General features: G+C 67.3%; 17 protein-coding genes and 1 tRNA gene. 10 read left to right on the top strand and 8 right to left on the bottom strand.

Annotated elements, in window-relative coordinates; translation table 11 throughout:
* The 3 genes from AB0B89_RS25350 to AB0B89_RS25340 all read left to right on the top strand — a co-directional run.
* The coding region (locus AB0B89_RS25350) for a discoidin domain-containing protein (RefSeq protein ID WP_358557579.1) at positions 1-1,601 on the top strand (1,601 nt) is incomplete at its 5' end.
* A 690-nt stretch (positions 1,602-2,291) separates the two neighbouring features.
* Positions 2,292-3,761: a M14 family zinc carboxypeptidase gene (locus tag AB0B89_RS25345; protein WP_358557576.1), complete on the top strand. Its 1,470-nt coding sequence runs from the start codon at positions 2,292-2,294 to the stop codon at positions 3,759-3,761.
* A 188-nt stretch (positions 3,762-3,949) separates the two neighbouring features.
* Positions 3,950-4,840, top strand: coding sequence for a MurR/RpiR family transcriptional regulator (locus AB0B89_RS25340; RefSeq protein ID WP_358557573.1), 891 nt, complete (start codon positions 3,950-3,952; stop codon positions 4,838-4,840).
* Between the two features lie 303 nt (positions 4,841-5,143).
* Here the strand turns inward: AB0B89_RS25340 and AB0B89_RS25335 are convergent, their stop codons facing one another.
* The gene (locus tag AB0B89_RS25335) at positions 5,144-6,013 is read right to left on the bottom strand and encodes a GIY-YIG nuclease family protein (RefSeq protein ID WP_358557570.1); all 870 of its coding nucleotides are present in this window, start codon (positions 6,011-6,013) and stop codon (positions 5,144-5,146) included.
* A gap of 216 nt (positions 6,014-6,229) precedes the next feature.
* Here AB0B89_RS25335 and AB0B89_RS25330 point away from each other — a divergent pair, with 216 nt between their 5' ends.
* Together AB0B89_RS25330 and AB0B89_RS25325 are read left to right on the top strand one after the other, a co-directional pair.
* A complete protein-coding gene (locus AB0B89_RS25330; RefSeq protein ID WP_358557567.1) occupies positions 6,230-7,510 on the top strand; it encodes a DNA cytosine methyltransferase in 1,281 nt (426 codons plus the stop codon).
* Positions 7,507-8,316: a very short patch repair endonuclease gene (locus AB0B89_RS25325; RefSeq protein ID WP_358557564.1), complete on the top strand. Its 810-nt coding sequence runs from the start codon at positions 7,507-7,509 to the stop codon at positions 8,314-8,316. The genes AB0B89_RS25330 and AB0B89_RS25325 overlap by 4 nt, the downstream gene beginning before the upstream one ends.
* Positions 8,317-8,463: 147 nt before the next feature.
* On the opposite strand, the gene AB0B89_RS25320 is transcribed toward AB0B89_RS25325, so the two are convergent.
* Positions 8,464-9,705: a transcriptional regulator gene (locus AB0B89_RS25320; protein WP_358557561.1), complete on the bottom strand. Its 1,242-nt coding sequence runs from the start codon at positions 9,703-9,705 to the stop codon at positions 8,464-8,466.
* A 198-nt stretch (positions 9,706-9,903) separates the two neighbouring features.
* Here AB0B89_RS25320 and AB0B89_RS25315 point away from each other — a divergent pair, with 198 nt between their 5' ends.
* Positions 9,904-10,449 carry an ATP-binding protein gene (locus tag AB0B89_RS25315; protein WP_358557558.1) on the top strand — a complete coding sequence of 182 codons (546 nt, stop codon included), beginning with the start codon at positions 9,904-9,906 and terminating at the stop codon, positions 10,447-10,449.
* 213 nt (positions 10,450-10,662) lie between these two features.
* Here the strand turns inward: AB0B89_RS25315 and AB0B89_RS25310 are convergent.
* Positions 10,663-10,736 (bottom strand) — tRNA-Thr (locus AB0B89_RS25310).
* A gap of 195 nt (positions 10,737-10,931) precedes the next feature.
* On the bottom strand, positions 10,932-12,158 hold the full coding sequence (locus AB0B89_RS25305) for a styrene monooxygenase/indole monooxygenase family protein (protein ID WP_358557555.1): 1,227 nt from the start codon (positions 12,156-12,158) through the stop codon (positions 10,932-10,934).
* Between the two features lie 318 nt (positions 12,159-12,476).
* Between AB0B89_RS25305 and AB0B89_RS25300 the strand changes: the two genes are divergently transcribed.
* Positions 12,477-14,435 carry a multicopper oxidase gene (locus tag AB0B89_RS25300; protein WP_358557552.1) on the top strand — a complete coding sequence of 653 codons (1,959 nt, stop codon included), beginning with the start codon at positions 12,477-12,479 and terminating at the stop codon, positions 14,433-14,435.
* Between the two features lie 7 nt (positions 14,436-14,442).
* Here the strand turns inward: AB0B89_RS25300 and AB0B89_RS25295 are convergent, their stop codons facing one another.
* Positions 14,443-14,949 (bottom strand): hypothetical protein, encoded by a 507-nt coding sequence (locus tag AB0B89_RS25295; protein ID WP_358557549.1) that lies wholly within the window; start codon positions 14,947-14,949, stop codon positions 14,443-14,445.
* 153 nt (positions 14,950-15,102) lie between these two features.
* Entirely contained in the window at positions 15,103-15,450 is a 348-nt protein-coding gene (locus AB0B89_RS25290) for a hypothetical protein (RefSeq protein WP_358557547.1), read from the bottom strand.
* Between the two features lie 101 nt (positions 15,451-15,551).
* On the opposite strand from AB0B89_RS25290, the gene AB0B89_RS25285 reads away from it, so the two are divergent.
* Both AB0B89_RS25285 and AB0B89_RS25280 read left to right on the top strand, forming a co-directional pair.
* On the top strand, positions 15,552-16,229 hold the full coding sequence (locus AB0B89_RS25285) for a helix-turn-helix domain-containing protein (RefSeq protein ID WP_358557582.1): 678 nt from the start codon (positions 15,552-15,554) through the stop codon (positions 16,227-16,229).
* Between the two features lie 110 nt (positions 16,230-16,339).
* On the top strand, positions 16,340-16,711 hold the full coding sequence (locus AB0B89_RS25280; protein ID WP_358557544.1) for an STAS domain-containing protein: 372 nt from the start codon (positions 16,340-16,342) through the stop codon (positions 16,709-16,711).
* A 73-nt stretch (positions 16,712-16,784) separates the two neighbouring features.
* Here AB0B89_RS25280 and AB0B89_RS25275 read toward each other — a convergent pair whose 3' ends face one another.
* Positions 16,785-17,294: a VOC family protein gene (locus tag AB0B89_RS25275; protein ID WP_358557541.1), complete on the bottom strand. Its 510-nt coding sequence runs from the start codon at positions 17,292-17,294 to the stop codon at positions 16,785-16,787.
* A 68-nt stretch (positions 17,295-17,362) separates the two neighbouring features.
* Positions 17,363-18,529, bottom strand: a complete 1,167-nt coding sequence (locus AB0B89_RS25270) for an ROK family transcriptional regulator (protein ID WP_358557538.1) — start codon at positions 18,527-18,529, stop codon at positions 17,363-17,365.
* A 133-nt stretch (positions 18,530-18,662) separates the two neighbouring features.
* Between AB0B89_RS25270 and xylA the strand changes: the two genes are divergently transcribed.
* Positions 18,663-19,396, top strand: a 734-nt coding sequence (gene xylA, locus AB0B89_RS25265) for a xylose isomerase (RefSeq protein ID WP_358557535.1), incomplete at its 3' end; no start/stop codon positions are given.

Genomic DNA, 19,396 nt, shown 5'->3' with positions numbered 1-19,396 from the left:
ACGCCGGCACCCCCGCCTCGGCGGCCTTCGACGGCAATACCGGCACCCGCTGGGCCAGCCAGTTCAGCGACCCGCAGTGGCTGCAGGTCGACCTCGGCGCCGCCGCCGCCATCACCCAGGTGGTGCTGAACTGGGAGGCCGCCTACGCCAAGTCGTTCCAGATCCAGGTGTCCAACGACGCGTCCACCTGGACCAACGTCTACGCCACGACCACCGGCACCGGCGGCACACAGACCCTCAACGTGACCGGAACCGGCAGGTACGTCCGGGTGTACGGCACCGCGCGGGGCACGGCCTACGGCTACTCCCTGTGGGAGTTCCAGGTCTACGGCACCATCGGCGGCGGCAGCGGCTGCGGCACCGCGAACGCGGCTCAGGGCAGGCCGGCGACCGCCTCCTCCGTCGAATCCGCCGGCACCCCCGCCTCGGCGGCCTTCGACGGCAACGCCGGCACCCGCTGGTCGAGCGCGGCGAGCGACCCGCAGTGGGTGCAGGTCGACCTGGGCGCCTCGGCCACCATCTGCCAGGTGGTGCTCACCTGGGAGGCGGCCTATGGCAAGTCGTTCCAGATCCAGGTCTCCAGCAACGCGTCCACCTGGACCAACGTCTACGCCACGACCACCGGCACCGGCGGCACACAGACGCTCGACGTGACGGGCACGGGCCGGTACGTGCGCATGTACGGCACCGTCCGCGGCACGCCCTACGGCTACTCGCTCTGGGAGTTCGCCGTCCGCACCACGGGCTCGACGACCACGCCGACCCCGACTCCGACCGACCCAGGGTCCTTCTGGGGCGACACCAGCGGCATCCCCGCCGCCCAGAACGTCGTCATGGTCAAGATCCTCAACCGGACGAACGGCAAGTACCCCGACAGCCAGGTCTACTGGAGCTACAACGGGCAGGTCCATTCGATCGCGGAGCAGCCGTACTTCGACATGCCGGTGAACTCCGCCGGCCGGATGTACTTCTACCTGGGCTCGCCGAACAGCCAGTACTACGACTTCATCGAGTTCACCGTCGGGGCCTCGGTGTTCAACGGCAACACCACGCGCGTCGACGCGTTCGGGCTCAAGCTGGCGATGCGACTGCACGCCCATGACGGCTACGACGTGTCCGTGGGCGAGGACTACAGCACCTTCCAGGAGGACCGCGCGGCGACGTTCCAGCGGTTCATCAACGAGGTTCCGGCCGAGTTCAAGCCCCTGGCGCAGGTCCAGGCCCCGTACCGGATCCCGGCGCCGGGCAGCTACAGCGGCTTCCGGGCGGGCGGAGCGAACGCGAACTACTTCACCAGCTACGCGGCGTCGGTCGGCATCTCGGCCGCCACCTCGGACATCTTCGGCTGCGCCGGTTCGCTGGCCAACGACCCGGGGAACTGCGCCGCGCTCAACCGCCACGTCGCGCAGTTGCCCCAGTCGCAGTGGTCGAACCCGGCCAACTACTACCTGGCCGCTCCGGCGAACTACTACGCCAAGTTCTGGCACGACCACGCGATCAACAAGCTGTCCTACGGCTTCCCCTACGACGACTACGCCGGACAGTCGTCCTTCATCTCTCACGGAAACCCCCAGTGGCTGCTGGTCGCCGTCGGCTGGTGACCCGCTAGCCGAACACCCATGAAAGGGCCCTCCCGGATCTGTCCGGGAGGGCCTTCCGGCCACTCGGGGAAATCGACCTATCGGTGCCGGACCCGACACGCACGTCGCCGGTGTACGAATGAGCCGATTTTCGGCACTACCCGAAATCGATGCCGGTTGACGGGTGCGCATCGTGAAAGCGCTATCCGGACGGCCGGAAAACGATCGAACGGAAATGCCTGAACCCCCTCCGCGCGCCGGACGGGCCACTCGTCGATCGGAGCCCGACCGGCGAGGGAAGATCGCCGACCCACCCTCGCTGGTTCGCGGCCGACGGGCGGAGGTGATCCATCTGGGGATCGTGGCACCTTGCCTTTCCTCCCGTCGATCTCAATAAGTGAGACGGGTGCCGCCCGCTGCCGGACCCGACGGCGTACCGGTCGCCGCCCGCTCCATCCGGTGGACCCCGGGCCGGGGCGCCCCTCACCTCCCCTGCCCACCCCGTGTGCGAAACACCACCTCAGGCATCCCGCAGATGTGCGGAAAGAGCATGGCCGAAAAGGGTTGACATGCAAACTTTCATCCCCAAGACTACCTACAACTTTCCAATCAATAGCCCCTCGGTGAGCTTGGAAAGGATTTTCGCAAGATAGCTCGGAGAAAAGGGCGCCTTTCTGGTTCCAATTCGTCCGCAGCTAGAAAGGGTCCAGCATGTCTTCAAGAGGCTCGCAGCCCCCCGCGGCCTGGAGTAACAAGAAACGGGTTCTGACGCTCGCGCTGAGCGTCGGACTGCTGGGAACACTCAGCATTCCGGCGGCCGCGACCAGCTTCGCCGAATCGGCCGGCGCCAAGGCGGCCGTCCAGGTGGCGGCGGTGCAGCCGACGGCTCTGCCCAGCGGCCGGACAACCTACCGGACCATCACCGACTACAACGACGAGATGCTCGCGCTGAGCAAGCGCTACCCCGATCTCGTCAAGCACGTCACGCTGCCGCACAAGACCCGTCAGGGCCGTGAGGTGTACGGCATCGAGGTGACCCGTCACGTCGACACCGCCGACGGCAAGCCGGTCCTGTTCATGATGGGGGTCCACCACGGCAACGAGTGGCCCTCCGGCGAGCACACGATGGAATTCGCCTACGACCTGATCAAGAACGACGGCAAGGATCCGCAGATCACCCGCCTGCTCGACCAGGCACGGGTCATCTTCGTCCCGGTCGTCAACGTGGACGGCTTCATCCTCAACCGGCGTACGAGCTGCGGCGTCTCACCGACGTGCGCCAGCAACGCCGGCGTCGACATCAACCGCAACTACCCCTTCGGCTGGGGTAGCAACGCGGGTTCCAACGCGACCAACCGAGGTCCCGGGCCCGGCACCGAGCCCGAGATCAAGAATGTCATGGACCTGACCTCGTCCAACCAGGTCACCGTCCTGATCACCAACCACACCTCCGGTCACACCCTCCTCCGTCCGCCGTTGGAGAAGCGCGCGGGCGACGCTCCGGACGAGGCGGTCTACGCCGCCCTGACCGACGCGATGGCGGCCAAGAACGGCTACACCGGCATGAAGTCGGGCTTCGACTACGAGACGACCGGCGAGACCCCTGACTGGTCGTACTACGCCACCCGTGGTCTCGGGTTCACGTTCGAGATCATGAAGACCCAGTCGACCAACAACACCTACCCCGAGGTGATCGAGGACTACCTCGGCACCGGCCGCTACGCGGGCAAGTCGAACCGCGAGGCGTTCATGGTGGCTCTGGAGTACGCGGCGGACCCCGCGGGGCACTCCGTGATCACGGGCAAGGCGCCTAAGGGCGCGGTCCTGACGATCACGAAGGACTTCAACCTGTGGACCGCGCCGATCGTGCAGACGGGCGGTGTCCTGGATCCCCCCAGGGCGGTGCCCACCCACCTGGAGTCCACCCTGATCGCCCCGACCAACGGCAAGTTCGCCTGGCACGTTAACCCCTCGGTGCGGCCCACCCCCGCCTACACTGAGAACGGCGTCGTGGCCACCGGCCCAGGCAAGTTCCTCAAGGAGAGCTGGACGCTCACCTGTGCCCGCCCGAGCGGCGAGGTCCTGGAGACGGTGCACGTCACCGTCGACAGGGGCGAGCAGGTCGACGTGAGGCTGCAAGATTGCAAGACCCGCTTCAACGGCAACGGCCCGAAGAACTGACGGTCGTCGTCGCGCATTGAACGAGCCGGGCGGCCCCCACCAGGGCCGTCCGGCGCTCGCTTTGTGCCCACAGGAACATCGCGACTCATGAGGTGACGCGGCCACCGATGGACCTGCCCCGCCGGGCGGTGAGAGCCATCGCCAGGTCCGTCACTCCAACTCCATGGAGAAGGGGAAGGTGCCCAAGGATGGGGCGTGCCAGGGAGACCGGCCAGTCGCTCGCCGTGCCGGACGCGTCACGGGTCGCCGCGAACCTGCGCGAGCTCTTCGACGGCCACCGGCTTTCCCCCTCGCAGCGCCGCATCGCGCGCTACCTGCTCGACCACGCGCAGGAGGCCGCCTTCTTCACCAGCGCCGACATCGCCGAGCGCGTCGGCGTCAGCCAGCCATCGGTCACCCGATTCGCCGCCGCGCTCGGGTTCAAGGGGTTCCCGGAGTTCCGCGACACGCTCCGCTCGTCCGTGTTCGGCGGCGCGCGGCGACCGTTGCCCCCCGAGGACCTCAACGAGATCCAAGCCCTCGTCAACTCCGAGATCCGCGACCTGGAGCGGCTGCGCGACGGCTTACGGGATCCAAGCCAGCTTCGCGAAGTGGCGGGCCGGCTGGCCAGGTCGCGTCCGCTGCTGGTCATGGGCCTGCGGATCTCCGCACCGCTGGCGCACCTGTTCGGCTACCTCGCCGAGAAGGTGCTCCCTGACGTACGGGTGCTGGACGTGGCGGGCTCGACCCTGGAGGACCGGCTGAGCCGCGCGGCCGAATCCGGAGCCGAGTGGGTGCTGGCCATCGGGTTGCCGCGCTACCCCCGCGAGCTCGCCGAGGGGATCACCTGGGCGCGGCGCGTCGGGCTGAAGGTCGCCCTCATCACCGACCAACCGGTGGGCCGGCTCATCGACCTCGCGGACGAGGTGCTGCTCGCGCCGGTGAGCTCGGACTTCGCCTTCGACTCCCACGCCGGGCCCACGGTCCTGTGCACCGCCCTGCTGCACACCATGCTGGACTCCCTCGCCACCGAAGGCCAGGCCCAACTGGAAGCCTTCGACGACAGCGCGACCCAGCGCCAGATCTTCCTGCCCTACTGAGGCGACTCCAAGCGGACAAAGTCCACCGCCGCCCGCGACAAGCCCTGTCGCCGCCCAGTCCTGCCGCACACCCATGAAAAAAGGCCCTCCGGGAGATCCGGGAGGGCCTTTGACCCGAGCCGCCTAAGGGAATCGAACCCGACCCTTTGCTCACGAGTGAGGGCCACAGCCCTTGTCGACGGCGCCCCGTCCTGCTCGGGCGGTAGAGGGGGGTCCTATGAGGCGGTGTCGCTGTACGGGCCGCCGCACCAGCTCGGCGATCGTGTGAGGGCAGTACCAAGGGACCTTCCCGGTCCGGGAGTGTCAAGTTCCCTCGTCCGGTTCTTCGCCATCCCCCTCCTCTTCGGCGTCGTCGTCGGGCTTGATCGGCTCCTCTGAGAGGTCGCGTTTGGAGGGCCCGGCGTGCCAGGTCACTCCATTGCCTTCCGCCTTTCGCCACCAACCCGTGGCGCTCTGATACGCGTCCTCTTTTCTATAGAGGATCACGTAGCCAGGTAGAGCGGTGGCCTGCCATCCGATGGGAAGCGCTTCAAGGATGACCTCGATGATCTCCCGGAAGGTTGTGGCTGTAGGCGGGACAGTCACGCTGTGGGCGTCCATGACGGCCTTGCCCTGGTTGCTGGTGTCGTACCTGAGGTTGAACGGCAGGGCTCTCTTGAGGCTCTTCAACGTGGCCGAGACCGTCGCTGGCTGGCTGGGTAGCTCGATGTGGATGTCCAGGCATATGGGGTACTCGGCGTCAAAGTGATTGATCTTGACGAGACTGTGATCGCGTTTTGCGCCCGGATCCTTGTTCCCGAAGCCGTTGTTGTTCCACGGCACGCCGCCTCTCGCGGCGTATTTGCTGATCAGCATCTTCTCGGGGGCGACGGAGTCCATGTCCCGGTCGACGTACACGCAGACAAAGCTCATGTGATCCACGGAGATACCGCTTCGTCCGGAGATCTTCCTATGGTGCTGCTTGAGTCGTACGGGTAAGGCTTTGGCTGTCTTGCCGACGTAGACGCGCCTGCCGTCAAGGAAGAGCATGTAGACACCCGGACGGTTCTCAACCTCGGCGAGGATCTCCAGGCTGAGGGGAGCCGGCGTCAGTGGATCGAGGGTCTCGGCCAACTGGTCAGCGAGTGCCTTGGTGATGCTCAGCTTGAACTCGGCGACCGAGTCCGGCGCCATGGCTACTCCTCGACGTCGAGCGGTTGGGGGGTGCCGTTCGAATACTGCGGTCTGATCATCCCAGAGCACTGGGGCGTGTGGTGCTTGCCGGACGTCATCCGGCGTGTGTGTACCGCAATATAGCGGGGCGGTAGTGGTGGTGCTGGCTGATCGTGTGTTCGAAGATCCTTACTCGTAAGGACACGAAGATCATCAATTCCGCGGTACGCTTTTAGCATGGTTGAACAGTCGCATCGCGGCTCAGGGGATCGGACGGGCGTTGAGCTGTTCGCCGGTGGCGGTGGCCTGGCGATGGCGGTGGAGAAGGCGGGCTTCCGTCCGCTGCTGTTCAACGAGTTCGCGAAGCGCGCTTGTGAGACGTTGGCCGCGAACAAGGCCGTCCCGTTCGAGTTGGACGGCGAGCGGCCTCCGATCCCGGCGCCGGGCGAGCGACCGCCCCTGATCGTGGGCGATGTCGCCAAGGTGGACTTCGATTATCTGAAGGGCAAGGTCGACCTACTCGCGGGCGGCCCTCCGTGCCAGCCGTTCAGCCTGGGGGGCGTCGCCAAGGGCGACGAGGATGACCGCAACGGGTTTCCTCAGATGTTCCGGGCCATCCGGGAGGCAGAGCCCAAGGCGGTGATCTGTGAGAACGTCCGCGGCCTGCTGCGGTCATCATTCAAGCCGTACTTCGACTACATCAAGCGGGAGCTGTCCCTGCCCTTCGAGGAACGCGCGGAAGGCGGGTCTTGGCGGGAGCACGACGAGGTTTTGCGTCACCTGATGGAGACGGCGACTGTCGACTCTCACGAGAGATACGACGTCGAGCACTTTCCCGTCAACGCGGCAGACTACGGCGTTCCCCAGATTCGGAACCGCGTGATCATCGTCGCGTTTCGCCGAGACCTCGGCGTCGACCGTGCGCGTTTCAGAGAGTTGGTGAGGCCCCGATTCTCCGAGGAGAGCCTGTATGAGTCGATGCTCGACGGCTCGTACTGGGAACGGCATCCCGAGGTCCCTAAGGCGGTCAGAGAGCGCGTGATGGCCAGGATTCCCAAGCATCTGAGCGTGCTTCCGGATGAGGACAAGCCGTTTCCGTGGCGCACACTGCGCGACGCGCTCAAGGGCATTGACGGCCAGCGTTCCTTGCCACCGGTCGAGAAGCTCGATCGCAAGGAATACAACCTGGGCGGGTTCACCGACCACATCGGATGGCCTGACGCCCGGATCTACCCCGGCCACACCCCCAACGAACTCGACCGGCCCGCTAAGACCGTCAAAGCCGGCGTTCACGGCGTCCCGGGCGGCGAGTCGGTCATGCTCCTCGACGACGGCACTCACCGCTACATGACGGTTCGGGAGACAGCACGAGTCATGACTTTCCCCGACGAGTGGAAGCTCATCGGCCCGCGCGGCGAACAGATGCGCCAGCTCGGCAACGCAGTGCCCGTCCTGCTCGGCAGAGTGTTCGCCGACGCCGTCGCGACGGTCTTGGACGACGTTGAGAGAGCGAAGTGACCGACTTAGCTCCCACCGAACCCGGACGATGGAAGGAGCGCCCCCCACCAGCCCGCGCCTGGAGGGGTAAACCCGGCCTCGACCGAGCCGCGCGCACCGCCGAACAGGACCGCGCCGCCGGCGGCCGTGACCGGCGACTTGTCGACCTCGGCGACGGGCGAACCGCCCGCGCGTCAGTCGAATTGAAGGTCTTTCCCAACACTCGCCGTATCCGCGCCTATCTGCGCTGGTCAGATGGCGGCAAGTCTCCCGAGGTCTACCTGGGTGAGGTCTGCGAGACTACGCGATCACGCAACCTCGCGGCGGCTTGGCGCATGGCCTTTGAACAGAGCCTCGTCATCCTCTCTCAGACCCCGGACATCTCCTGGGCTAGTTCCTCAGCGGTTCGCGCCATCATGAAAGCCAATCGCGGCAGGGATACCAAACCCGAACTCGCTCTACGTTCCGCCACCCATAGACTCGGGCTCCGCTACCGCGTCGACGTCGCTCCACTCAAAGGCCTACGCCGCCGCGCGGACCTTGTCTTTTCGAAAGCCAAGGTCGCCGTATTCTTGGACGGCTGCTATTGGCACGGATGCCCCGACCATCATCGCCCTGCCCAACAAAATCGCGAATTCTGGAGCGAGAAAATCGCCAAGAACCGCGAGCGCGACCGCGATACTGACGAGACCCTCGCCGGTGCTGGCTGGCTCGTCATCCGCGTCTGGGAACATGAAAACCCGATTGAGTCTGCTAAATTGATCGCTTGCGCTGTTAGAGAACGTCCGCGAGTCTTTCCGGACTCTACTTCACAAATGCAGGGCTGACACATGGCGTCTGTGAGTCATCAGCGCGTCATGCGGTGGCAAGCCCGGACTTCCACAGAGACCCGGTTCGGTCTTTCGGGCGACCACACCGCTGCCCGGAGCCGGATCCCCCCGCTGGAGGCGTTTCTCTAACCTCAGATGAGGCGCTCAGTGATCCCATCGATGATCGTGAAGAAGATCCCGAACCTGCGGTACGTCACGGTACCTTTCCAGCCGAGTGCGGACGATTTTTGCGCGTTGGGCGGTTCGGTCGCTGGCAACGTCAGCGGATAGGTTGAGCATTCGTTCGGCCGCTTGCGCCGCTTCCTCTGGCTCGTTGGCGTCTGTCAGTGCGACGGTGAGCCACGACAGGTATAGCGCCAGTTCGCGGGTGTGCGTGGTGTTGTATTGGCCGAGTACATCGGTAAGGAGGGGGACGGCGCGTAGTGGTCGCCGCAACTCGGTATAGGCACGCGCCTCCATGATCTGTAGTTCGCCGGCGTTTATCCAATACAGATATGCGGGCTCGTTCTCCGTGCCGAGGTTGGTCAACGCGGTGTCGGCTTCGCCGAGTGCCCGCATGGCCGCTTGCGCTTCTCCGGCACGTACATGTGCCCATGCCACGCGATCCCATGCGAGTGCGCGTGCTCGTGGGGAGTCATGTGGAGCGGCTGCGTCCAGGGCCGCGTACGCGAGCGCTACGCCTTCGTTCGGGTCCCCGGTGTTGGTGGTCTGGTACGCCAGCGATCCGATGAGGTTCGAGGCAAGCGTGCCGTCTCCGGCTTCGTGTGCGGCGCTGATGCCGAGCCGGTATGTTCGTGCTGCTTGGTCGTGCTGTCCGGCGTCGCTGGCTACCCATCCCGCTATCTGGGCGAATTCACCAATTGCGACCAGTAGGCCCTTTCCTACGTTTTCGTGATAAGTACCTTCCCGGTAGATGCGTACGGCGGCATCGAGTTCACGAAACGCGGGCTGGATCAAGTCCTTGCCAGCGATCAAATCGTCGGCGAGTCGCAGACCATGAACTCGTGCTGAGAGGTCGGCCAAAGTCTCGGAGCCGACACGGCGACCTGTTCGGTTTGCTATCGGGGCGAGTGGATTCTCTCCGCGTAGCAGCTCTTTCAGGATGTCAGCAGGGGCGCGGCGCGGGGGGGCTCCTCCGTTGCCGAATAGCTGATCCTCCACTATGGCGAACGCTCGGCTATACAGAACCGGGTAGGGGTCTTTGGGGCGGTGGTTGCCCGCCTCCCAGTCTTTGATATTCCGGATGAGGGATTCCCGTGTGGGGAGACGCGCGTGGGTGTGCTCGTCGGCGGCGTCGGCTAGTCGCTTGGCCATTTCGCGTTGGGTCCAAAGCCTCTTACGCCGTTCGGCGCGGAGTCGTGCGGCCCAGATCGGGACATCCTTCATCGCTCATGCTCCTTAGGGGAGACACGTGGGCTCGCTCAGTCTCCTCTAGTCTCCCCTGGTCGCACTGTTGGCGCACGTGTATGAGGCGATGTGATGGGTGGTGACAGCGGAAAAGTCGGAACCCGCAGGCGCGGTGAACGCCGTGCGGGTTCCTGAACCGCACGGTGGAGGTGCGATCCTGTGACACACCCTAAGACCATGCCGTCTCACCGGCAAAACTGGGTGAAAGGGAACTTGTTAGGGGTTATCGATCTGCCTGGCTCTCCGGAGTCGGCCCAACAGGCGCGTGAGTATGTGCGCCGAAAGCTCGATGACAATCATCCAGCTTTGGACGATGTGACGTTGCTGGTCAGCGAGATCGTCACGAACGCGGTCGTTCATTCCAACTCGCGAGATGGCGGAAAGATCACCCTGGCGTTGGCCGACTGCTTCGACCGCATCCACGTGGATGTGGTGGATGAGGGCGGCGCGTCGGTTCCACGGGTCGGTGGGGATATCTTCGGAGAAGGCGGGCGGGGTCTCATGATCGTGGAGCTGATCTCCGACCGCTGGGCCGTTTATGAGGACGAAGCGGGGCGAACAGTCTGGTTCGAGGTCCGATACGGGCAGCAGGCCAGCGAGGACGCAGCGCACTATCCACCAGTCCAACCGTCCGGGAGAGGCGAGAGTGCCTTACGGAGGACGGCCAGACATGCCGCTCGGACGGTGGGTGAGAGCCTTCAGATAGAGCAGGGCTACGTCTAACTGAACGCTGGGCGCTGGATCGGGAGGGCTTGGCTGAGACGGCCGGAAGGCTTGACGCGGCCCCCAGGGGCGATTAGGCGACGCCTATGAGACGGAAGGTGACCGTGTAGTTGATTCTCTGGCAAAGGGCTTGGCGAGGCACTTCCCAGCCGTAGTCACGCACGTAGACACTCAGAAGGCCCCCGCGATCTCCGCGGGGGCCTTCTGACGGGGAGCCGCCTAAGGGAATCGAACCCTTGACCCCTTCATTACGAGTGAAGTGCTCTGGCCGACTGAGCTAAGGCGGCATGGTCGCGGGATCCCCACAACCGCCTATAGGGTACCAGCCCCAGGCGCTCTGCGGGCCATGCCGGACATCGGATGATCACCCGGCCCCCGGTCCGCGCTTGAGCCGGTGTGCTCGACCGTGACGAGCCCGCTGGAACGTACGCGCTGACGATCAGGCGCCGAGGGGCCGGGGGTGGCGGGATCGGTGAGGGTCGTCAGGCCTTCGCGCGGGAAGCCAGGAGCGCGTCCACCTCGGCCGGGTCGGAGAACACCGACCAGGCGGCCACCGGGTCGCTGAACAGGTTGACGAAGTGGTCGGCCAGTCCGGGGTCCATGGCCGAGCCGATGAACAGCTTGAGCACGTGCTCGGCCGGCGGCTGGAGGAAGGCGTTGGACCACTGGGTCACCGGGCCCGCGACCTTCCACATCTCGGCCGCCACGGACTCGGCGAACGCCACGTCGTACGGCCCGCCCGCCGCGATCGCCTCGGCGGCCACCCAGGCGCAGTGCGAGCCCAGGTTGGCCCCCTGACCGGTGACCGGGTCGTTGGTGATCCACGCGTCCCCCACGGCGAGGGCGATCCGACCGGAGGCGAGCTTGGCGACGGGGGTGCGCACCACCGGTGTCACCGCGCCCTGGAGCAGGTCGTCGGGGCCGAGCAGGTCGAACGAGCCGGGGTCGACGCGCTCGGCGATGCGGGGCGCGTGCTCGGCGAGCACGTCCTGGAGCGCGCGGATGAAGGCGCGCGGGTCGTCCTGGTAGGGCATCTGGGTGATCGGCTCCAGCGGGCCGCCGGGAATCGCCTCGACCAGCATCCCGCCGGTCATGCCTTCCCGCGAGCGCATGGGCATCTGGAAGATCTCTCCACACCCTGGCGACACGTTGTAGCTGAAGCCGGCAGGCGTGATGCCGGTGTAGAGGCCGGCGAGGAGCGACCGCTGCGGGCGGTCGTACGGAGAGCGTGCGGCGTCCCGGGGGAACAGCTCGGAGACCGAGCGCCTCCCGGCGGCCACCACGATCAGCTCGTGGGCGGCCGACCACCGCTCGACGTCCTCCGCGCCTGGAGAGGGCTCGGTCCCCACCAGCCGGCCGCCACGGGAGGTGTAGTCGTCGAGGAAGGCGGGAAGCAGGAGGCGGAAGTCGACGGCGTGGAAGGGCTCGTCGAGGGTGCCCTGGAACTCCAGCGGCGGCTCGCCCTTGATGGAGATCTTCGCGGTACTCGCGAGGCTGCCGTCCTCCGCGAAGTGCTCACTGCCGAGTGCCCGCTCGCGGTCGCGGGTGCGCTTCATCCGGGCGACGGTGTTGGGCAGGCGGCCGCCCCTCAACTGGTCGGCGGTCTTCTCGGTGTACAGGGTCACGTCCACGCCGAGCTGTCGCAGGCGCAGCGCCAGCGTCAGGCCGGAGATCCCCGCACCCACGATGCCGATTCCACTGGTGGTCATTTCTTGCTCCCTTCTTCCTGTTCATTGAGAAGCGCCCAGCTTGCCCCCCGATTGACGACGAGTTGCCGTGGAATTGGGGAATGTATTTCCCCTGTCAACGCATAAAACGGTTGTGCACGGGGAGGTCAGCTGGCCTTCCGTATCGGTGGTTCGCCGACACGGCCCTGTCATCCCGCGCTCGGAGTGTGGCCAGGTGGGTACAAGTCATTAAGGGGGAATTGTCGCCTTATAAGGCATATATCCGTGTTAAGAGCGGGACGTGGGCATGCCGCCGGCAGGCCGAACTCCGGACTTCCCGGCCCCGGGAAAGGAGCCGAGATGGTCACTAGACGTCAGGTCCTGAAGGCGGCGGCGGGGGGAGCGGCCCTGCTGGCCACCGGACGGACGTCACAGGCGTCCGCCGCCGGGGCGACCCGCCGGGCGGCCTCCACGGTGCGCTGGGCCGGCACGCTCGACGCGGCGGGCATGGCCAAGTACGTCGCACCGCTGGTGATCCCGCCGGCCATGCCCGCCGACGCCTCGCCGGACGGCGACCGTGACCACTACGTCATCGGCGTCCGGCAGTTCCGGCAGCAGGTGCTGCCCCCGGGCAGCCCGGCCACCACGCTGTGGGGGTACGGCTCGCCGGAGCACCCCGAGAGCTTCGCCTCCCCCGCGTGGACCATCGAGGCCAGGTCCGGCCGCCCCGTACGGTGTACGTGGGCCAACCAGCTCGTCGACGGGGACGGGCGCTACCTGTCCCACCTGCTGCCGGTGGACCCGACACTGCACTGGGCGAACCCCCCGGGCGGCACGCACGGCAGGGACACGCGCCCGGCGTTCACGACCACACCCGGCCGGTACCGGGGGCCCGTGCCGATCACCACGCACCTGCACGGCGGGTGCAGCACGGACGACAGCGACGGCCATCCCGAGTCGTGGTTCCTCCCGGCGGCGCGGAACATCCCCTCCGGCCATGCCACGGAGGGCTCGTGGTACGGCCATTTCATGAGCACGTTCGCGAGCCGCGAGAGCGTCCAGTGGCAGCCGGGGTCGGCGGTCTTCCAGTACGACAACGACCAGCCCGCCTCGACGCTCTGGTACCACGACCACACCCTCGGCATGACGCGGCTCAACGTCTACGCCGGGCTGGCGGGCTTCTACCTGCTTCGCGGCGGCGCGACCGACCTCGACCCCGGAGTGCTTCCCGGGCCCGCTCCCAGGGCGGGCGACCCTCCCGGCACGCGCTACTACGAGATCCCGATCATCATCCAGGACCGGTCGTTCGCGAAGGACGGCTCGCTGTTCTACCCCGGCAGCCGGGCGCAGTTCTCCGACAGGTACGGCGGCCCGTACATCCCCCGCAGCCATGTGCCGCCCATCTGGCAGCCGGAGTTCTTCGGCGACGCGATGATGGTGAACGGGCGCACGTGGCCGGTGCTGGCGGTCGAGCCGCGCCGCTACCGCTTCCGCTTCCTCAACGGATGCAACTCGCGGTTCCTGATCCTCAAGATGGCGGCCGACCCCCTCGCCAAGCGGCCGGTGGCGCCCGCCGTGCCCTTCTGGCAGATCGGGGCGGAGGCCGGGTACCTTCCTGAGCCGGTGCGACTGCACAGCCTGGTCATGGGACCCGCCGAGCGCGCCGACGTCATCGTCGACTTCAGCGGGGTCAGGCCGGGCACGGAGTTCTATCTGATCAACGAGGGCCCCGACGAGCCGTTCAGCGGGGACGCGAAGGCGGCGCCCGCCAACCCCGCCACCACGGGGCAGGTGATGAAGTTCGTGCTGAGGCCGCTTTCCGGCAGGGACGAGAGCGTGCCGCCCGCGCTGCTCGCGCTGCCCGCGCTCATCCGGCGCGGTCCGGCGACGCTGACCCGGCAGGTGGCCCTCCTGGAGCACGCCATGGAGGTGAGAGGCGGCACGGAGGTGCCGACGGCCTCGATGCTCGGCACCCTCGCAGGAGGCGGCACCGCCAAGATGTGGTCCGACCCCGTGACCGAGAACCCCGCGCTCGGCGCCATCGAGATGTGGGAGATCCACAACTCCACCGACGACGCCCATACGGTCCATCTGCACGAGGTCCGCTTCGAGGTGGTCGACCGCAGGCCGCTCAAGGGCACCGCCGCCCGCTCGCCCGAGCGCTGGGAGCGCGGCTTCAAGGACACGGTGATCGCCTATCCGAAGGAGGTCACCCGGATCAAGATGATGTTCGACCTGGAGGGCACATACGTGTGGCACTGTCACCTGCTCGAACACGAGGACAACGAGATGATGCGTCCGTTCCAGGTCGGCTCCTGACGACCGGTCATGTGTTGGACACGATTTGGGAGGCGACCCAGCCCACCAGCCCCATCGCGGGCACCAAGCAGGCGGCGGACACGAACGGCCACAGCGTTTCCACCGGTAAAAAGCACATCAAGCCCGTAAGCAGCGCTCCCAGTACGCACAGGCTGGCAAACGCCTCGCCGAGAGGCGCCAGCACGCCCTTCAGGTCCCGCTGCACGGTCTTGTCGCGTTCGGCGGTGATCCGGGCGGCGTAGACGTCGCCCGGATCCGCCCTGTCGTAGGCGCGGACCCGGACCGCCTCGCCGGTGCCGTCGTAGACGAAGGTTCCCTCGCAGTACCGCCATTGCTTGGAGCTGTTGGTGTAGTTCCTGTACTCACACCCCAGCACGGTCATGGTTCCGGGCGCGGCGCTCTCGTCGATCGCCAGCCGGACGTCGGGCATCGCCCAAGCGGTGGACGTCACGGTCCATCCCAGGCTCGGGACGAGCACCAAGCCCACAATGATGATCTTCTCCAGGAGTTCCATAAAGGACCCTTTTCTCCGGCGAACCCTGCGAGAGACGGGGCGGCGCTTCCTGCGGGTCGCCTTGGTACGACGCGAGCGGCTCATGACCGCAGCCTTGATCAGACCGCTTGGAACCCGTTTGTAAACGGCTGATCACCTGAGTGGGCGGCGTACCTACGTGTTCATCAGGGCGTTCACCTCGGCGCCCAGCTCGGTGGCCAGTTCGAGCTTCCGCCGGGAACCGGCCACCGCGACAACCTGGGCGCTCGCGCTGGACGCGAGCTGGACGAGCAGGCTCCCGACCCCTCCGGCGGCCGACTCCACGAGAACCCACTCACCGGGCTGGAGCGCGGCGGCACGGATGATGCCCATGGCCGTACGGCCGTCGGCCGGCAGCGCCACCGCTTCGGGGAGGCCGAGCTCCGGCGGGACGACGATGAGGCCACCGGTGTCCGCCGCGACCCGTTCCGCGTACCCGCCGGAGCCGTTCAGGGAGGTCCCGACGCGCAGGCCCGCCCGCACGACCACTCCTCTCCGTTGGATCCGCTATCGGAGCAGATTGCTCCGAATAAAATATCGGAGTGGTTCGCTCCGATCGCAACTAGACTTCGGCCGTGGATTCGATGGAGGCCCGGCGGGAGCGCCGGTGGGGACGTCAGGCCGAGGCCGAGCGCAACGACCGCATCGTGCTTGAGGCGGCGAGGGCGGTCTTCGCCGAGCAGGGCGCCGGGGCTCCTATGTCCGCACTGGCCGAGCGCGCGGGTGTCGGCATCGCCACGTTCTACCGCCGGTACGGCAGCAAGGAGGAACTGCTGCAACGGCTCTGCCTGCTGTCGATGGAGGAGTCGATCGCCTCGGCGCGGGAGGCGCTGGCGCACGAGGGCGACGGGTGGTCGGCGGTCTGCGGCTTCGTCAGGCGGTGCGTCGCCGCGCGCGTCGGGGCCCTCGGGCCGGCCGCGGGCACGATCGCCGTCACCGGCGAGATGACGGCGGCGAGCGAGCTGGGGCGCGAGCTGCTGGACGAGCTGGTACGACGCGCCCAGGCCGACGGCACCGTACGGCCGGATCTCGCCACGCTCGACGTCTCGTACCTGATCGAGCACTTCAGCAGGATCCCGCGCTGCACGGAAGAGCAGGCCGGCATCAGCCGGCGGCTGCTGGCGATCGCCCTCGACGGCCTTCGCGCCGGCGACCAGCGGTCTGCCCTGCCGGGCACGCCGCCGAGCTGGGAGTCCTACAGCGGCAGGTGGTACGAATCCGGCGGATCCAAAGAGGACCGGCCGAGCCCGTCCGGCGGTTAGGCGCCGTTCGCCGGGGCCCTGCGGTCAGGTTGGGTGGCCGGGTGAGACAGGAGGGGCATAGCCTGCACTGAGACAGCAAACGGTTCGACCGTTAGAAGGGGTGCATACCCATGTCAGCGTCGCAGCACGGGCATAACTTAGACATCCGTGTTGAACGCCTTGATAAATGCACGGTGCTTCATCTGGCCGGCGACCTGGACTTTCACGGCACCCCCATCTTCAACGCCCACATCGACGGTGTGTGGAGCGGTGAGCAGGGCCCCCGTCTCATCATCGACCTGGCCGGCCTGAAGTTCTGCGACTCGGCCGGCCTCGGGTCGCTGGTGTACATCTTCAACCAGATCACCTCCGCCAAGGGACGGCTCATCCTCGTCGCCGTACCCGACTACCTGCGGCGTCGGCTGCGGATCAGTGGCCTGGACAACCACTTCGAGACCCTCGACACCGTCGAGCAGGCGGTGCTGGAGGTCGGCACGGCCTGAAAGACGCACCGCCCCCTGCCAGGTGCCGATCTTGTAAGCCCACGCCGATTTCATCACGCGGTGCCCGGTCTCGTCAGACGCCGATCGAGATTCCCACCCCGCCGCGCGTGCTCGCGCCGTACCGCTCCTTCTCGCGGGGGATGTCCAGCGGCCGGATCTTGCTGCGACCCGCGAGCGTCTCCTCGGTGAGGAGCGCGGCCGGGACGAGCCAGGACACCTCGAACTCGATGCCGTCGGGGTCCTTGGCGTACAGGGCCTTGGTGGTGGAGTGGTCGGAGGCGCCGACGAGGGCGCCGAGGTCGTTCAGCTTCGCGGCGATCTCGCCGAGGTCGTCGAGCGTCTCCACCTCCCAGGCGAGGTGGTAGAGCCCGACGGTGGCCTGCCCCGCCTGGGACGGGCCGGCCTCCGCTCCGATCTGGAACAGTCCCAGGTCGTGGTCGTTGTTCGACGACGGCGCCTGGAGGAAGGCCGCGCCGGGGAACGCCATGACCGCGTGGAAGCCGAGCGCCTCCTGGTAGAACGCGACGCTGCGCTCGACATCGCGCACGTACAGGACGGCGTGGTTGAGACGGTGAACGGGCATGATCGCCTCCGGTAAGTTGAACTCTCAACCAATATACTCCGGTGAGTACCACAGCTCCACAGGCCGGGTCACCCTTGCGGGGTGAGCAGGAAGGCCCCGGGGTCGGCGATGATGCGCTGGATCACCTGGCCCGCGGCGCCCAGCGTCGCGGCGTCGGCGCCGACCTGCGAGACGACCAGGGCGGGGACGCGGGTGCGCATCTGCCCGAGCCGCTTCCGCATCGCCTCCTCCGCCGGGCCGGACACCCACGGGAACAGCGGTGCGAAGATCCCGCCCAGCACGATCGTGTCCGGGTCGAGCAGGTTGACCGCCGTGGTGAGGGCGACGCCGAGCGCCGCGCCGGCCCGCTCACAGGCGGCCGCCGCCGAGGGCTCGCCCTCCCGCAGACGGGCCACGAGCTCGCCGATCTCCTCGCCGGGGGGCAGCAGGGCGTCCTGCCCGGCGTACCGCTCCAGGCAGCCGGTGCCCCCGCACCGGCACGCGGGGCCGTCGGGGGAGACGACGACGTGGCCGAGCTCGCCCGCGAACCCGTGCGCTCCCCGGAACAGGGCGCCGTCGACCACCAGGCCCGCGCCGATGCCGATCTCCCCGGACACGTGCAGGAAGTCGCCGAAGGACGCCCCCGACCCGAACCACAGCTCGCCCAGCGCGGCGAGGTTCGCCTCGTTGTCCACAAGCACAGGAAGGGGAAGCGCGAGCGTCTCGGCGACGGTGACGTCACGCCAGCCGAGGTTGGGCGCGCGGTGGACGGCCCCGGTGGAGCGGTCGACGGGACCGGGCAGCGCGACGATCGCGCCCGCGACCGAGAGCCCCTGCGCGGCGGCGTCGTCGAGCAGGGCCGTCGCCAGCTGCCGCAGCCGCGCGATCACGTCCTCCGGCGAGGCCGCGCGGTTGTCCACAGGCTGTGTACGGATCAGGCGTACCGTGCGGCTGAGATCGACGACGCAGGCGGCCAGGTAGTCGACGTTGATCTCCAGGCCCAGCGCGGCGACCCGGTGCCCGCTGAGGCGCACGGCCACGCCGGGCCGTCCGCGCTCGCCGTCGCGCACCGCGCCGGACTCCACCGCCATGCCCGCGTCGATGAGGTCTCCGACCAGCTTCGACACCGTGGTCTTGGTCAGGCCGGTGGTCTCGGCGAGCGCGGCACGCGTCAGGGGCCCGTTCCGGTCGAGCTCTCCGAGGACCACGGCGAGGTTCCCCGCGCGCATCGAATCGTGCCGTACGGCCTGTGCCATCAGGGGTTGTCTCCTGCTTCGATCACAGCGCCCAATACCTTCCCGTGAACTCGCCGGGGCGTCCCTCTTGACCTGCCGCGAGTACCGGCCGATATTTAGTCCACAACATAGACTAAATCGGGAGAGACCAACAGTGAACGAGTACGCACCCACGAAGGAAGACAAGTTCACGTTCGGCCTGTGGACGGTCGGCTGGCAGGCGCGTGACCCGTTCGGCGAGGCCAGCCGCGCCCCGCTCGACCCGGCGGTGGCGGTGCACCGCCTCGCCGAACTCGGCGCCTACGGCGTGACCTTTCATGACGACGACCTCCTCGCCACCGAGCCCGACCGCGACAAGGCCATCGAGAACTTCAAGCGGGCTCTGAGCGAAACCGGCCTCAAGGTTCCCATGGCCACGACCAACCTGTTCACCCACCCCGTCTTCAAGGACGGCGGCTTCACCAGCAACGACCGGGACGTCCGCCGGTACGCGCTCCGCAAGGTCATCCGCAACATCGACCTCGCCGCCGAACTGGGCGCGACGACGTACGTCTGCTGGGGCGGGCGCGAGGGCGCGGAGTCCGACGCCGCCAAGGACGTCAGGGCGGCGCTCGACCGCTACAAGGAGAGCCTCGACATCCTCTGCTCGTACGTGATCGACAAGGGGTACGACCTGCGGTTCGCCCTCGAACCCAAGCCGAACGAGCCCCGCGGCGACATCCTGCTCCCCACGATCGGCCACGCGCTCGCGCTGATCAACGAGCTGGAGCACCCCGAGATGGTCGGCCTCAACCCCGAGGTGGGCCACGAGCAGATGGCCGGGCTGAACTTCGTCCACGGCATCGCCCAGGCGCTCTGGCACGGCAAACTCTTCCACCTCGACCTCAA

Origin of the sequence: Sphaerisporangium sp. NPDC049002, from assembly GCF_040649355.1 — a bacterium.
Lineage (GTDB): Bacteria > Actinomycetota > Actinomycetes > Streptosporangiales > Streptosporangiaceae > Sphaerisporangium.
Note: the sequence above shows the minus strand (reverse complement) of the source record. Positions and strands in the feature narration are given on the sequence as shown.

Coding starts and splice junctions, on each gene's coding strand:
- AB0B89_RS25285 (WP_358557582.1), top strand. CDS start 15,552: ATGGAGGCCCGGCGGGAGCGCCGGTGGGGACGTCAGGCCGAGGCCGAG.
- AB0B89_RS25345 (WP_358557576.1), top strand. CDS start 2,292: ATGTCTTCAAGAGGCTCGCAGCCCCCCGCGGCCTGGAGTAACAAGAAA.
- AB0B89_RS25330 (WP_358557567.1), top strand. CDS start 6,230: ATGGTTGAACAGTCGCATCGCGGCTCAGGGGATCGGACGGGCGTTGAG.
- AB0B89_RS25300 (WP_358557552.1), top strand. CDS start 12,477: ATGGTCACTAGACGTCAGGTCCTGAAGGCGGCGGCGGGGGGAGCGGCC.
- AB0B89_RS25275 (WP_358557541.1), bottom strand. CDS start 17,294: ATGCCCGTTCACCGTCTCAACCACGCCGTCCTGTACGTGCGCGATGTC.
- AB0B89_RS25320 (WP_358557561.1), bottom strand. CDS start 9,705: ATGAAGGATGTCCCGATCTGGGCCGCACGACTCCGCGCCGAACGGCGT.
- AB0B89_RS25280 (WP_358557544.1), top strand. CDS start 16,340: ATGTCAGCGTCGCAGCACGGGCATAACTTAGACATCCGTGTTGAACGC.
- AB0B89_RS25270 (WP_358557538.1), bottom strand. CDS start 18,529: ATGGCACAGGCCGTACGGCACGATTCGATGCGCGCGGGGAACCTCGCC.
- AB0B89_RS25335 (WP_358557570.1), bottom strand. CDS start 6,013: ATGGCGCCGGACTCGGTCGCCGAGTTCAAGCTGAGCATCACCAAGGCA.
- AB0B89_RS25315 (WP_358557558.1), top strand. CDS start 9,904: ATGCCGTCTCACCGGCAAAACTGGGTGAAAGGGAACTTGTTAGGGGTT.
- AB0B89_RS25295 (WP_358557549.1), bottom strand. CDS start 14,949: ATGGAACTCCTGGAGAAGATCATCATTGTGGGCTTGGTGCTCGTCCCG.
- AB0B89_RS25340 (WP_358557573.1), top strand. CDS start 3,950: ATGGGGCGTGCCAGGGAGACCGGCCAGTCGCTCGCCGTGCCGGACGCG.
- AB0B89_RS25305 (WP_358557555.1), bottom strand. CDS start 12,158: ATGACCACCAGTGGAATCGGCATCGTGGGTGCGGGGATCTCCGGCCTG.